Annotated in this window: 13 protein-coding genes and 2 pseudogenes; 9 read left to right on the forward strand and 6 right to left on the reverse strand. The window is 75.1% G+C overall.

Going from position 1 to position 13,282, the window contains the following annotated elements:
• A pseudogene (locus tag PAI11_RS18505) lies at window positions 1-196 on the reverse strand (isoamylase early set domain-containing protein); the annotation flags it as partial.
• 120 nt (window positions 197-316) lie between these two features.
• On the opposite strand from PAI11_RS18505, the gene rpsF reads away from it, so the two are divergent.
• The 6 genes from rpsF to PAI11_RS18535 all read left to right on the forward strand — a co-directional run bounded on the left by rpsF (window position 317) and on the right by PAI11_RS18535 (window position 6,647).
• Window positions 317-670: a 30S ribosomal protein S6 gene (rpsF, locus tag PAI11_RS18510; RefSeq protein WP_007577631.1), complete on the forward strand. Its 354-nt coding sequence runs from the start codon at window positions 317-319 to the stop codon at window positions 668-670.
• Between the two features lie 267 nt (window positions 671-937).
• Window positions 938-1,564 carry a single-stranded DNA-binding protein gene (locus PAI11_RS18515; RefSeq protein ID WP_007577632.1) on the forward strand — a complete coding sequence of 209 codons (627 nt, stop codon included), beginning with the start codon at window positions 938-940 and terminating at the stop codon, window positions 1,562-1,564.
• A gap of 251 nt (window positions 1,565-1,815) precedes the next feature.
• Window positions 1,816-2,268, forward strand: coding sequence for a 50S ribosomal protein L9 (gene rplI / locus PAI11_RS18520; protein ID WP_007577634.1), 453 nt, complete (start codon window positions 1,816-1,818; stop codon window positions 2,266-2,268).
• A 363-nt stretch (window positions 2,269-2,631) separates the two neighbouring features.
• Window positions 2,632-4,152, forward strand: coding sequence for a replicative DNA helicase (dnaB, locus tag PAI11_RS18525; protein WP_007577635.1), 1,521 nt, complete (start codon window positions 2,632-2,634; stop codon window positions 4,150-4,152).
• A gap of 62 nt (window positions 4,153-4,214) precedes the next feature.
• Complete coding sequence (locus PAI11_RS24735) at window positions 4,215-5,192, forward strand: ATP-binding protein (RefSeq protein ID WP_007577636.1); 978 nt, start codon at window positions 4,215-4,217, stop codon at window positions 5,190-5,192.
• A 141-nt stretch (window positions 5,193-5,333) separates the two neighbouring features.
• Entirely contained in the window at window positions 5,334-6,647 is a 1,314-nt protein-coding gene (locus PAI11_RS18535; protein ID WP_007577637.1) for an adenylosuccinate synthase, read from the forward strand.
• 28 nt (window positions 6,648-6,675) lie between these two features.
• Here the strand turns inward: PAI11_RS18535 and PAI11_RS18540 are convergent, their stop codons facing one another.
• The 3 genes from PAI11_RS18540 to PAI11_RS28360 form a co-directional block, all read right to left on the reverse strand.
• Window positions 6,676-7,380 carry an RDD family protein gene (locus PAI11_RS18540; RefSeq protein WP_007577638.1) on the reverse strand — a complete coding sequence of 235 codons (705 nt, stop codon included), beginning with the start codon at window positions 7,378-7,380 and terminating at the stop codon, window positions 6,676-6,678.
• Window positions 7,377-8,183 (reverse strand): hypothetical protein, encoded by an 807-nt coding sequence (locus tag PAI11_RS24740; RefSeq protein ID WP_007577639.1) that lies wholly within the window; start codon window positions 8,181-8,183, stop codon window positions 7,377-7,379. Before PAI11_RS24740 ends, PAI11_RS18540 begins: the two co-directional genes overlap by 4 nt.
• A 75-nt stretch (window positions 8,184-8,258) precedes the next feature.
• Window positions 8,259-9,149 carry an N-acetyltransferase gene (locus tag PAI11_RS28360; RefSeq protein ID WP_007577640.1) on the reverse strand — a complete coding sequence of 297 codons (891 nt, stop codon included), beginning with the start codon at window positions 9,147-9,149 and terminating at the stop codon, window positions 8,259-8,261.
• A 45-nt stretch (window positions 9,150-9,194) separates the two neighbouring features.
• Between PAI11_RS28360 and PAI11_RS18555 the strand changes: the two genes are divergently transcribed.
• From PAI11_RS18555 to PAI11_RS18565, 3 genes are read left to right on the forward strand one after another with little or no spacing between them, the layout of a single operon-like run.
• The gene (locus PAI11_RS18555) at window positions 9,195-10,013 is read left to right on the forward strand and encodes a class I SAM-dependent methyltransferase (protein WP_007577641.1); all 819 of its coding nucleotides are present in this window, start codon (window positions 9,195-9,197) and stop codon (window positions 10,011-10,013) included.
• A gap of 46 nt (window positions 10,014-10,059) precedes the next feature.
• Window positions 10,060-11,187 carry a Gfo/Idh/MocA family protein gene (locus PAI11_RS18560; RefSeq protein ID WP_007577642.1) on the forward strand — a complete coding sequence of 376 codons (1,128 nt, stop codon included), beginning with the start codon at window positions 10,060-10,062 and terminating at the stop codon, window positions 11,185-11,187.
• Complete coding sequence (locus PAI11_RS18565) at window positions 11,184-12,524, forward strand: nucleotide sugar dehydrogenase (protein WP_007577643.1); 1,341 nt, start codon at window positions 11,184-11,186, stop codon at window positions 12,522-12,524. The genes PAI11_RS18560 and PAI11_RS18565 overlap by 4 nt, the downstream gene beginning before the upstream one ends.
• Window positions 12,525-12,605: 81 nt before the next feature.
• On the opposite strand, the pseudogene PAI11_RS28510 reads toward PAI11_RS18565, so the two are convergent.
• Window positions 12,606-12,807, reverse strand: a pseudogene (locus tag PAI11_RS28510) (VOC family protein); the annotation flags it as partial.
• Window positions 12,808-12,835: 28 nt separating this feature from the next.
• Window positions 12,836-13,282, reverse strand: a 447-nt coding sequence (locus PAI11_RS27475) for a hypothetical protein (protein ID WP_040600940.1), incomplete at its 5' end; no start/stop codon positions are given.

A 13,282-nucleotide genomic window follows, 5' to 3' on the forward strand; every position in this document is an offset into this window, starting at 1 on the left:
CGCGCCGCCCGTCCGGCGCCGCCGGCGCGGCCCGCGCGCGTCCGTCGGGCACCGTCGGTGGCGGCGAGCCCAGCCGCGGCCAGAGGGCGATCAGCAGGATCGCGCCGGCCACGGCGGCCAGCGCGACGGGGTTGGCCGAGCGCAGGCGGGCGAGCCACTCGGGGGTCGGGCGACGTCGGGGCGGTTCGAGCTTCACACTCGAACGACCCGCGGGGACGGCGAAGTTCGCCCCCCGTATCACTCCGAGAGGCGGACGACGAGCAGCGCAGGACCTCTGCTAGCCTCGATCGCCGCTTCCAGAAGCGAAACTTTTCCTATGGCCGCTCCCGCTCCTTCCTACGATCTCGTCCTCCTGCTCCACGCGTCCGCCGAGGACGAGGCACGGCAGAAGCTGGCCGTCGATCTCGACAAGCTGATCCAGGGCCAGGGGACCATCCTCGAGGGCCGCGAGTGGGGCGTTCGCCAGCTCGCCTACCCGATCGGCGACGAGACGAAGGCCGAGTACCGCGTCTTCCGCTTCCAGGGCCCGGCCGAGCTGCTCAACGAGCTCAACCGCCAGCTGAAGATCAACGACGTGGTCCTGCGGCACCGGATCATCAAGCTGCAGCGCAACCCGGTCGACCTGCCCGATCTCGCCGAGATCGACGCGGCCGCCGCCGCGGCTGCCTGAGCCGAAGCGCCCCCGCGCCCGCGTCCTGCGGGCCGCTGCTGCTCGTGCCGCCCCTCGGGCGGCACGTCGCGTTTCCGGGCCCGTCCGCGAGCGGCTCGCGCGGCCCGCGGGCCGCCTGTCCGGGCGGCCTGGCATGCTCTTGCTCTCCCGCGGAACGGGTGCCGTGCGTGCCGTCTCCGTCCGACCTTCGTGTCGACTTCGCGTGTCGTGCCTCTCGGGGCTGTGCGGCCGCTACGCTCGGCCAACGCAATCGAGAAAGAGGACCCCATGCCGATCAATCGCGTCACGATCGTCGGGAACCTGACCCGGGATCCCGAGCTTCGAGGACTGCCGTCCGGGGGCTCGGTCTGCAGCCTTCGCGTGGCCGTCAACAACAGGCGCAAGGACCAGGCCTCCGGCCAGTGGGTCGACGAGCCCAACTACTTCAACGTCACGATCTTCGGCAACTCGGCCGACGCCGCGGCCCGGTTCCTCGCCAAGGGCCGCCAGGTGGCGGTCGACGGCCGCCTGCGCTGGCGCGAGTGGCAGGACCAGCAGGGCAACAAGCGCGAGGCGATCGAGATCGTCGCCCAGGACGTCCAGTTCATCGGCGGCCGTGACGGCGCGCCCGGTGGCGGCGGCGGTCAGGGCGGCAACTGGGCCGGCCAGCAGGGTGGCGGCGGCGCCCCGGCGGGCGACGACTGGGCTCCGGCGGCGCCGGCCGCGCCGGCCGGCGGGGGCTTCAACGGCCCCGGCAACGCCTACCCCGTCGACCAGGGCGACTTCGGCGGCCCGCCGGCCGCGCAGCCCGCGCCGCAGCAGAACTGGGGCGGCGCGCCCCAGCAGCCGCCGGCCGGCGCGCCCGCACCCGGCGGCAACAGCGCTCCGCCGGCGGACGACGACATCCCGTTCTAGCGGGCGGGCGGGGCGGGGCGGCGGATCGTCATCTCGGCGCGGACGCGGGGCGAGATGACGATCGGGCGGCTCTGGCCTGCTGGTTCGTCGTCTCGCGGGCGGGGGCAGCGAGACGACGATTTGACGGGATCGCGTTCGGCGCGCGTGCCACCGCAGCGCGCCGGAGCGGTCCGACGTGCCATCCTTCCCTGTCCGGCCGTGCGGCGCGCGAGAGGCTGCGCCCGGCTCCATCTCGACTTCTCGTGACCCGTATGCCTGAGGCGATTCTTCTCCAGGACGTTCCCCAGCTCGGCGCCAAGGGCGCCGTCGTGGACGTCTCCAAGGGATACCTGCGGAACTACCTGCTGCCGCGCAACCTCGCTGCTCCGGCCACGAAGACGGCGATCGCGGACGCGGCCCGGCAGGCCGAGGCGCAGTCCCGTCAGCGGGCCGAGGCGGTTGCCCAGGCGCGCGAGCTGGCCGATCAGCTCACCAACACGGTGCTGACGATCTCCCACCAGACCGGTGAGGACGGCCGCCTGTTCGGCTCCGTCACCAACCAGGACATCGCCGACGCGATCCACGAGGCCCGCGGGGTCGAGATCGACCGCCGCCGCGTGCGCCTGGCCGAGCCGATCCGCGCGACCGGCACCTACGTCGTCGACGTCGAGCTGGCCGAGGGCGTCATCGCCAACGTCAAGACGATGGTCGTCACCGAACGCTAGCGGGCGGCGTGAGGCGTCCGTAGACGCTTCGCATCTCGCCACCTGGTGCGCTCGGCAGTGCTGGCGCACAGCTCTCGCTTCCCGGCGGCGACCTGCTCGGTCTACGAACGCCTCACATCCACCCGCGGGTGGACCGACGGCGCCGGCCATCCGGCGCCGTTTCGCGTTCCGGGCGCGATCGACGCCGCGATTTCCCGCACGGAGCGGGGTACGCGGCCAGGCGTCGACCGGCCGCCGCGGGCCTGCTGGTAGTTTCGATCCGCCGTTCGCCGGCTTCCCGCGTGCAGCGTCTCGTGCAAGCGGTCCAGTCCGGCTGCGAGGGTTGCTGACACGACCCCGCGGCCCCCGCCCCGCCCGCCCGACATGTCCTACGACGACGACCACCCCTACCCCGCCGACGACGGCTACCTGCCGCCGCCGGACGAGATGGGCCCGGCCGCGCACGTCCCGCCGCACGACATCCACGCCGAGCAGGCGGTGCTCGGGGCGCTGATGCTGTCCGAGCAGGCGCGCTACGCGGTCACGATCGACGACGGCCTGCGCGCCGACGACTTCTACGCGCCCCAGCACCAGGCGACGTTCGAGGCGATCCGGCAGCTCTACGGCGACAGCCAGCCGGTCGACTCGATCACCGTCGTCGAGCAGCTGCGGCGCAGCGGCACGCTCGACCAGGCCGGCGGCCGCGAGGCGGTCTGGCAGCTGACCTCCACGGTCACCGAGGTCGCGGCGCTGCCCAAGCACTCGCAGATCGTCCGCGAGCTCGGCAAGCTCCGGCGGCTGCTGCAGGCGACCTACGAGATCCAGGCCGACGTCCTCAAGGCCCAGGACGACCCCGCCCAGATCGTCGAGCAGGCCCAGGGCAAGGTCTTCGAGGTCTCCCAGACCGACGCCTCGACCGGCCTGCGCGCCGTCCGCGACTTCATCGACGACGAGGTCAAGCGGCTGGAGGAGCTGGAGAAGGACGGCCGCGACATCACCGGCCTGGCGACCGGCTACCGCGACCTCGACATCGCCACCGCCGGCCTGCAGCCGGGCGCGATGATCGTCCTCGCGGCCCGCCCCGCGATGGGCAAGAGCGCGCTGGTCACCAACCTGGCCGAGAACGTCGCGCTCCAGAACGGCGGCGCCGTCGCGCTCTTCTCGCTCGAGATGCCGGAGCGCGAGCTGCTCCAGCGCGTGATCGCCTCGCAGGCCGCGATCAAGGGCGACGACGTCCGCAAGGGCCGGATCGGCGACCGCTGGCCCGACGTGCTCGAGGTCGCGGACAAGCTCGCCCAGTCGCCGCTCTACGTCGACGACAGCTCCGACATCGGGATCATGGAGATCCGCGCCAAGGCCCGGCGGCTGGCGGCCAGCCACGCCGGCGGCGTCTCGCTGGTGATCGTCGACTACCTGCAGCTGATGCGGGCCGACGGCCGAGCCGAGAGCCGCGTCCAGCAGGTCGGCGAGATGTCGCGAGGGCTGAAGATCCTCGCCCAGGAGCTGAGCTGCCCGGTGATCGCGCTGTCGCAGCTGTCGCGTGCGGTCGAGAGCCGGCCCGACAAGCGGCCGATGCTCAGCGACCTGCGCGAGTCGGGGAACATCGAGCAGGACGCCGACCTCGTGATGTTCCTGTACCGCGACGAGTACTACAACGAGGAGACCGCCGAGCCCGGCGTCGCCGAGCTGATCATCGCCAAGAACCGCTCCGGTCGCCTGGCCACCGTGCGGCTGCTGTTCCAGAACGAGTACCCGCGGTTCCTGACGATGGCCCAGCGGCCCGACGACGGCCCGCCCGGGCAGTTCTCCGGCGGCCAGCGGCCGGTCGGCGCCGCGGCGGGCGGCATGACGTCCGTCGGCGGTCCGCCGCTTCCCGGAGGCGGGCCACCGCTGCCGCGCACGTGACCCGCCCCACGATCCCCGCCGGCGACCGCCGGCGCCACCGCGCCCGGACCGGGGCCTAGCCGATGCGCTGCCCCTACGGCCTCTGCGACGGGTCCGGCTGGATCATCGACGACCGCAACCGCACGGCGACGGAGTGCCGCTGCATGCCCGAGCAGCGCGCCCGCCGCGTCGCCGGCAGCCTGCGCGCGCGGATCGGCAAGAAGTACCGCGACGTCGCCTTCGACCGGCCGCCGGTCTCGGGCATGGACCGCAAGGTCGTGGCGCTCGTCCGCGAGTACGTCGACGACCTGCCGGCGCGGCTGGCCCGCGGCGAGGGCCTGTGGCTGACCGGTGGCACCGGCAACGGCAAGACGACGCTCGCGACCCTGATCTCGAAGCACGCGATCGAGGCCGGCCGGACGGTGGCGATCTACTCGCTGCCGCGGCTGCTGTCCGAGATCCGCCGCACCTACGACTCCGACGGCGGTCCGCGGACGCTCGAGCTGCTCGACGCCCTGACCCGCGTCGACCTGCTCCAGATCGACGACGTCGGCGCCGAGCAGTCGACGCCGTGGGTCCTGGAGCAGCTCTACTCGATCGTCAACGCGCGCTACGAGGAGGAGAAGGCGGTCACGATCACGACCAACCTCGACCCGATGGCGCTGCGCGACCAGGTCGGGGAGCGAACCGTCTCGCGGCTCGAGGAGATGTGCCGGGTCGTCGCGCTGCCCGACGGGGACCATCGCAAGCTGCAGCCGGAGGACCCGCCGCCCGGCTCCGCGGCCCACGGTCGGCGGTCGGCGTCCGCTCCGCGACCGGGGGACGGCCCGCTCGGCGTGGCCGGGCACGCGGTCCCCGGCGGCCCCGCCGCGGGCGGCTACGACCGCCGGCCCGCCGCCGGTCGCGACCCCGCGGCCAGCGGTGGGCTGGGGCCCGCCCCGCCGTTCCCTGGCGACGAGGACGGCTACGACCTGGCCGGTCGACCGGCCGTCCCGCCGACCTGGGGCCTCGACCCGAGCGGCGTCCACCGGCCGGTCCGCCGCGGGCGCGACGACCGCTGAGGCGGTCGGACGCCGTCGCCGAGAGTCCCCGCGGCGCGCGTGGCCGCGGCGCCGATCGGACGCTCGTCGCAGCCCGCCGGCGAGGACCCTGGCCGGTGGGCCGGGCGGGCAACGCCCCCACACCGATACCCTCCACCCGAAATGCCAGGCATCGTGATCGTTGGCGCCCAGTGGGGCGACGAGGGCAAGGGCAAGCTCGTCGACCTGCTCGCGGAGCGCTCCGACGTGGTCGTCCGCTTCCAGGGCGGCAACAACGCCGGGCACACGATCGTCCACGGCGAGGTGAAGTACGCCTTCCACCTGGTGCCCTCGGGGATCCTCTACCCGGGCACCACCTGCGTGATCGGCAACGGCGTCGTCGTCGACCCCGAGGTCCTGCTCGGCGAGCTGGCGCAGCTGGCGACGCAGGGCGTCGACTCCAGCGGGCTGCGGATCAGCCCCAACGCGCACGTGATCATGCCGTACCACAAGCTGCTCGACGTGGCGGGCGAGACGCGGCTGGGCAAGAACCAGATCGGCACCACCAAGCGCGGCATCGGCCCCTGCTACGCCGACAAGGCGCTGCGGCTCGGGATCCGGATCCAGGACCTGCTGGACGAGGCGATCCTGAAGAAGAAGATCGTCGCCGCCCTGCACCCCAAGGAGCGCTCGCTGCGGCCCTGGGCCCGTGACCCGCAGCTCGACCTGCAGGCGATGACCGAGACCTACCTGAGCTACGGCCACAAGCTCGAGCGCCACGTCGCCGACACCGCCGCGCTGGTCTGGGACGCGCTCGACGACGGCGGCAACGTGCTCTTCGAGGGCGCGCAGGCGGCGCTGCTGGACATCGACCACGGCACCTACCCGTTCGTCACCTCGTCGAACCCGGTCGCCGGCGCCGCCGCCGTCGGATCGGGCGCCGGCCCCAAGGACCTCGACGAGATCTGGGGCGTCGTCAAGGCGTACTGCACCCGCGTCGGCGCCGGGCCGTTCCCGACCGAGCTCGAAGGCCCGCTGGCCGACCAGCTGCGCGAGGTCGGCGCCGAGCGCGGCACCACCACGGGCCGCGACCGCCGGATCGGCTGGCTCGACCTCGTCGCGCTGCGCTACGCGGCGCGGCTCTGCACGCTCGACCAGCTCTGCATCACCAAGCTCGACGTGCTCACCGGGCAGGAGACGATCAAGGTCGCCACCCGCTACCGCAGCGCCGACGGCGCGCTGCTCGAGCGCTTCCCGTACCACCAGACCGTCCTCCACCACGCCGAGCCGGAGTACGACGAGCTGCCCGGCTGGGAGGAGGACATCTCCAAGGTCTCCCGCTACGAGGACCTGCCGCAGGCCGCCCGCGAGTACCTGGAGTACATCGAGGCCCAGGTCAAGGTCCCGGTCGGGATGATCGGCGTCGGCCCCGCCCAGCACCAGGTGATCTGGACCGCCGCCGGCAAGGCGACGAAGGCCGCCGCGGCGGCGCTGTAGGACCCGGACCGGCGCGCGCCGCGCGCCGTCAGCGGGTCCAGATCGTCCGCGTGTCGAGCGGGTAGTCGTGGAGCGCACGTCGCTGCGGGTCGCGCAGCGGCCACAGGTAGTCCGCGAAGACGACCAGCGGGCCGAGCAGCGGGATCGCGGCCAGGACGGCGATCCCGATCCCCTTCAGCAGCACCTCGCGGGTGGTCGCGAACCACAGCTCGATCGGCTGCTGGTCGGCGCGGATCAGGCGGGTGTGCGCGACCCGGCGGCCGATCGTCAGGCCGTTGGTGCGGGTCAGCATCGGCACCACGTAGAGCGCGGTCGCCAGCAGCGTGGCGGCCAGGCCGAAGCCGATGTCGTTCCAGACCGTCTCGAGGCCGGTGACGTCCTGGCGGTTCTCGCCGATCACGACGACGTTCTCGCCGGTGAGCCCCTCGGCCGCGTAGCCCAGGCCCAGGGCCAGGATCCCGGTGATGATCGAGTCGATCAGCGCCGCCAGCACGCGGGCCCGCCACGGGGCGAGCAGCGCCCCGCCGGGCCCGATCGGGTGCTGCGGCCCGGCCGCGGGCGGCGTCGGCCGGTCCTCGCCGCCCGGCAGGTCCTCCCCGCCGGGGCCGTCCTGGACGTCGTCCGGCGGCGGCGGGGCGACGGGGCGGTCCCCGACGTCGGCCACCGAGCCTCCCGGCCGCTCGTCGGTGGCCGCCGCCGGCCGCTCGTGGTCGTGCGGGTCGCTGCCGGTCATGCGGTCACCACGTGGAGGTGGGTGGTCGGGCGGTCGTCGTCGTCGGCGGCCCGCGATTCGGCCAGCACCACCTGCTCGCCGCGGCGCAGCATCCGCGAGGCGACCAGCAGCGTCGACAGCATCGCGAACGACGCCAGGGTCACCTGGACGCTGACGGCGCCCTCCTCCGTCCAGTAGACGTCGTCGAGCTTCAGCAGCAGCGCCGACTCGTCGAGCGTCAGCGCGACCCCGGCGCCGAACGGCACCGCCAGCCAGCGGTCGGCGGCCTCGGAGCGGGCCGCGATCGACGCGCCGCCGGCCAGGAACGCCATCGCGATCCCCGGCACGAAGTGGTGCACGTGGGTGTCGCTGACGACCACGTCGCGCAACGGCCCGAAGCGGCCGCGGCGGCGGATCATCGTCGTCGACAGCCGCGTCATCAGCCAGGTGCCGGTGAACGACAGCAGCAGGTTCAGCAGCGCGTTCTCGCGATCGGAGCCCTGGCGGTAGCCGGCGACGGCGACCTGGACCGTCTCGCCGACCGCCTCGGCCCCGGCGTCCAGCACCCGATCGGCCTCGGACGGCAGCGGCGCCGAGCCCCGCCGCCAGACCCGCGCGACCTCGAGCGCGACCGCGCCGGCGCCGGTGACCGCGGCCACCACGGCCAGCGTCCGGGTCCGCTGCTCGGCCGCCGTCCGCCGCCGGATCGCCGCCGGCGACTCGATCGCCCCCGGCAGCCGCCGGGCGACCCGCTGCCCGGTCCGCAGCAGCGCGCGACGCCGCCGGTGCGGGCGCAGCACCGGAACGAGGGCGGAGACGGCCACGGCGCGAGGGTATCCCAGCGGAGCGGCGGGCGAGTGGCGGCGCGCCCGGCGAGCGGCTCCCGTCCGCCCGCCCGATCAGCGGTCCAGCAGGTCCTCGTCCGGCACCGGCCCCGCCGCGCGGGCCGGGACGCCGATCACGCGGGTGGCCGGCGCGACGTCCTTGGTCACCACCGCGCCGGCGGCGACGAAGGCGTCGGCGCCGATCTCGACCCCGGGCACCAGCACGGCGCGTCCGCCGATCCGGGCGCCGCGGCGGATCGTCGCGCCGCGCAGCTCGATCGCCGCCGGGTCGGGCTCGCCGTCGGCCCCGCGCGGGGCGCGGCCCATGCGATCGTCGTTGGTGGTCACCACGCCGGGCCCCAGGAAGACGTCGTCCTCGACCACGCTGCGGGCCGTCACGTAGACGTCGGTCTGGATGCTGACGCGGTCGCCGACGACGACGTCGCAGTCGACGGTGCTGCCGCGGCCGACGATCGCGTCCTCGCCGATCGTGGCCCGCTCGCGGACGAACGACTGGTCGCCGAGGATCGTCCGCGCGCCGACCGCGGCCCCGGCGAAGACGACGGCCCCGGCCCCGACGCTGGCCCCGGCCGCGACCTGCAGCGGCCGCAGGCCCGGTCCACCGGCCGCGGCCGACGTCGCCCGCAGCCGCGGCGGCTTGCCGAGCACCGCGTGATCGCCGACGACGACGCCGTCCTCGAGCACCGTCCCCGGATGCACGACGACGTGGCTGCCCAGCACCACCCCGGCGCCCAGCGTCACGTCGTGGTGGATGACCGCGTGGGTCCCGACGATCGCCCGCTCGCCGACCGTCGCGCGGCTGTCGATCACGGCGTAGGGGGCGATCCGCGCGTGCTCGCCGATCCGGGCCTCGGCGCCGATCATCGCTCCCGCTCCGGCACTGGCCGACGGGTCGGTGATCGCCTGCGGGTGGATCGCGGCACGGGTGCCGACGGGCTTGGCCATGGCCCGGGAGCGTACTCGCGGCCCTCGGCGTGCGAGCATCGGGGGATGACGGCCCGCGACCAGCCGCCGGTCCCCGCCCGCCCGGGTCGCGGCATCGACTACGAGCGGCACAGCGTCGGCTACGCCCGGCAGCGGCGCGCCGATCCGCGGATCGCGGCGCTGATCGACGCCGCGCTCGGCGATGCCCGCACGGTCGTCAACGTCGGGGCCGGGGCCGGGTCCTACGAGCCACCGGACCGCCACGTGATCGCGATCGAGCCCGCGGCGGCGATGCGGGCGCAGCGTCCGCCGCTGCTGGCGCCGGCGATCGCCGCCCACGCCGAGGCGCTGCCGCTCGACGACGGCAGCGTCGACGCCGCGATGGCGGTGGTCACGATCCACCACTGGCAGGACCCCGCGGCCGGCCTGCGCGAGCTGCGGCGGGTGGCACGCGGCCCGGTGGTCGTCCTGACGGTCGATCCCGACGCGCTCGACCGCCTGTGGCTGACGGACTACCTGCCGGAGACGCTGGCGGACGATCGCGCCCGGTTCCCGCCGATCGACGCCGTGGCGCAGGCGCTCGGCGGCGCCACGGCCACGCCGGTCGCGATCCCGCACGGCTGCACCGACGGGTTCCTCGAGGCGTTCTACCACCGACCCGAGGCGTTCCTGGACCCGGCGGTCCGCGCCGCTCAGTCGATCTGGCCGCGGCTGCCCCCGGGCGCGGAGGAACGCGCGGTCGCGGCGCTGCGACGGGACCTGATCTCGGGCGCCTGGGACGACCGCTGGGGCTTCCTGCGCGACGCTCCGGCGTTCGACGGGGCCTTTCGGCTGGTGGTGGCGCCACCCGCGACCGGTCCCGCGACCGGTCCCGCGGCCGCGTGATCGCTGGCGCCGGGGACGCGGCAGCCACTCATCTAGGCTGTCCGTCGTGAGCGACGCCGCGCAGCCAACGACGGCCGATCCGAGGTCCCTGCGCGGAGCCGTCGTGGGCCTGGGGATGATGGGCCGTCACCATGCGCGGCTGCTGCAGACCTCGGGCCTGACGACCTTCGTCGGCGCGGTCGACCCCGAGGGCGACCGCCACGGCGCGGTCGGCGACCAGGCGCTGGTCTTCCCGACCGTCGGCGCCCTGCTCGACCGGGCGCCCGACGCGCGCCCCGAGATCGCGATCGTCGCGGTCCCGACGGAGGAGCACCTGGCGGCCGTCCTCGAGCTGGTCGGCGCCGGCGTCCACGTGCTGGTCGAGAAGCCGCTGGCCGAGGACCCCCCGCGCGCCAGGACGCTGATCGAGGCCGTGCGAGCGGCCGGCGTCGACGGCGCCGTCGGCCACGTCGAGCGCTGCAACCCCGCCCTGCGGGAGCTGCGCCGCCGCGTCCTCGGCGGGCAGCTCGGCCAGGTCTTCCACGTCGCGACCGAGCGGATCGGCCCGTTCCCGTCGCGGATCCGCGACGTCGGCGTGGTCAAGGACCTGGCGACCCACGACCTCGACCTGGTCGGCTGGCTCGGCGGCGGCCCGGTGATGACGCTGGCGGCGCAGACCCAGCACCGGATGGGCCGTGCCCACGAGGACCTGGTCAACGTCGTCGGCCGGCTCGAGGGCGGCACGACCTTCACGACGATGGTCGACTGGCTGTCGCCGACCAAGGTCCGCCGGACCCGTGTCCTGGGCGAGCGGGGGATGCTCGTCGCCGACACGCTGACCGCCGACCTGACCTTCTACGCCAACGGCGAGGTCGCCAGCGAGTGGGACGCCGCCCGCACGCTGCGCGGCGTCAGCGAGGGCGACATGACCCGCTACGCGATCGCCCGCCGCGAGCCGCTGCTGGTCGAGCTGGAGGGCTTCTGCTCGCTCGTCCGCGGCGAGCCCGACGCGCCGGTCGTGACCCTCGAGGAGGGGCTGGCCGCGGTCGACCTGGCCGACGCGGTCCTGCGCAGCGCCGCCTCGGGGGAGACGGTCCACCTGGTGCCCGACGACGGGGGCGCTCCCGGGGGGCTCCGCGGTCGCTCCCGCGACGGGATCGGCGATCCGACCGACGGCGTGGAGGCTCCGCGATGAGGGTCGTGGTCGTCGCGCTGGGGAAGATCGGCCTGCCGCTGGCCGCGTTCGCCGCCAGTCACGGGCACGAGGTCGTCGGCTGCGACATCGACCAGCGGGTCGTCGACCAGGTCAACGCGGGCGAGGAGCCGTTCCCCGGCGAGGGAGGCCTGGCCGAGGCGCTCGCCCGGACGATCGCGTCCGGGGCGCTGCGGGCGACCACCGACACCGTCGCCGCGGTCGCCGCCGGAGCCGACCTGATCCTGGCGGTGCCGCCGCTGGTGGTCGACGCCGACGCCAGGCCCGAGTGGCGGGCACTCGACGCCGCGGTCGAGGCGATCGGCCGCGGCCTGGCCCGCGCGGCGGCCGAGCGCGGCAGCGCCGCCGGGCCGGACGGCGCGCCGCCGAGCGTCGTCGTCGAGACGACCCTGCCGGTCGGCAGCACCCGATCGCGGGTCGCGCCGCTGCTGGAGCGCGCCAGCGGCCTGCGCGAGGGCAGCGACTTCCACGCCGCCCACAGCCCGGAGCGGGTCTACAGCGGCCGGATCTTCCAGGACCTGGAGACCTACCCGAAGCTCGTCGGCGGGCTCGACGCGACCGGCGAGGCCCGGACCGCGGCCCGCTACCGGCGGCTGCTGAACGGCAGCGGCGCGCCGACGGTCGAGGTCCGCGAGCTGGGCGGCGCCGAGGCCGCCGAGCTGACCAAGCTGGCCGAGACGACCTACCGCGACCTCAACATCGCCTTCGCCAACGAGCTGGCCCAGCACGCCGACCGGATCGGCGTCGACGTCCAGGGCGTGATCGACGCCGCCAACAGCCAGCCGTTCAGCCACATCCACCGGCCCGGGGTCGCGGTCGGCGGGCACTGCATCCCGGTCTACCCGCGCTTCTACCTGGAGGGCGACCCGGCCGCGACGCTGCCGGCCGCGGCGCGGGCCGTCAACGAGGCGATGCCCGGCTACGCCGTCGGCCTGCTCGGCGGCCTGCTCGACGGGGGGCTGGCGGGACGACGGGTGCTGGTGCTCGGCGCCGCCTACCGCGGTGACGTCAAGGAGACGGCCTTCAGCGGCGTCTTCGGCCTCCGCGACGCGCTCGTCGCCGCCGGCGCGACGGCCCTCGTCGCCGACCCGCTCTACGCCGACGACGAGCTGCGGGCGCTCGGGCTGGAGCCGTGGGACGGCGCGCCGGTCGACGGCGCGATCGTCCAGGCCGACCACGCCGCCTACCGCGACCTGGCCCCGGACGACGTGCCCGGGGCGCGGGCGGTCGTCGACGGCCGCGGGGTGCTGGACGCCGACCGCTGGCGAGCGGCCGGCGTGGCGCTGCGGCGGATCGGCCGCGACGCGACGCGGGGCTGAGGGCGCGCGCGGCCGGCCGGACCCGCTCGCGGCGGGACGGACGCGAGCGGCAGGCCCGTGTCGGCGGCCGGACCGCGCCGGTCAGACGTCGATCAGCGACAGGACGTTGCCCGCCGGGTCGGTGAACCAGGCGATCGTCGCGCATGATCCCCTTCGCGTCCTGCGGCATCCCGTCGTAGTGCTGGAAGGCCACGCCGCGAGCGGTCAGCTCGTCGACCGCCGCCTCGACGTCGTCGACGGGGAAGTTGAGGATCGTGAAGCTGGCCGGCTCGTGGTTCGGCTTGGATGACGACCGCGCGGGGGACGAGGACTCATCGGTCGGGTCGGCTCGCCGGCGGCGAGGCGGGCGGCGGCGTCGCGCGCAGCCGCGGGAAGTCGCCCGGCTCGTAGGGCGCGTTGCGGACGGCGTCGTCGGGGCCGGTGTAGGCGTTGGTCGGCAGGTCGCTCTTGGCCGCCAGCAGCGTCGCCGGGTCGATCATCACGAAGAACCGCGCCCAGCGGCCCTTGGCGTCGCCGTTGGTCCCGAACGCGGCGGTGTTCGAGAACCAGGCGGCGATCGTCCGCTTGCGGGGCGCGAGGTAACGGACCATCGTCGTCAGGTTCGCGAGCGCCGGGGTCGCCAGCCGCGCGGCCGGGGCGGCCGCCGTCAGCGCGTCGGGCAGCAGGTCGAGCAGCGGTGCCGCCGAGCGCCGCAGCCGGTCGGCCCCGGCCAGGATCCGGTCGACCGCGTCGGTCGCCGCCGGCAGCGCCCGCGCGGC

This window comes from Patulibacter medicamentivorans (assembly GCF_000240225.1).
GTDB classification, from domain to species: Bacteria; Actinomycetota; Thermoleophilia; order Solirubrobacterales; family Solirubrobacteraceae; genus Patulibacter; species Patulibacter medicamentivorans.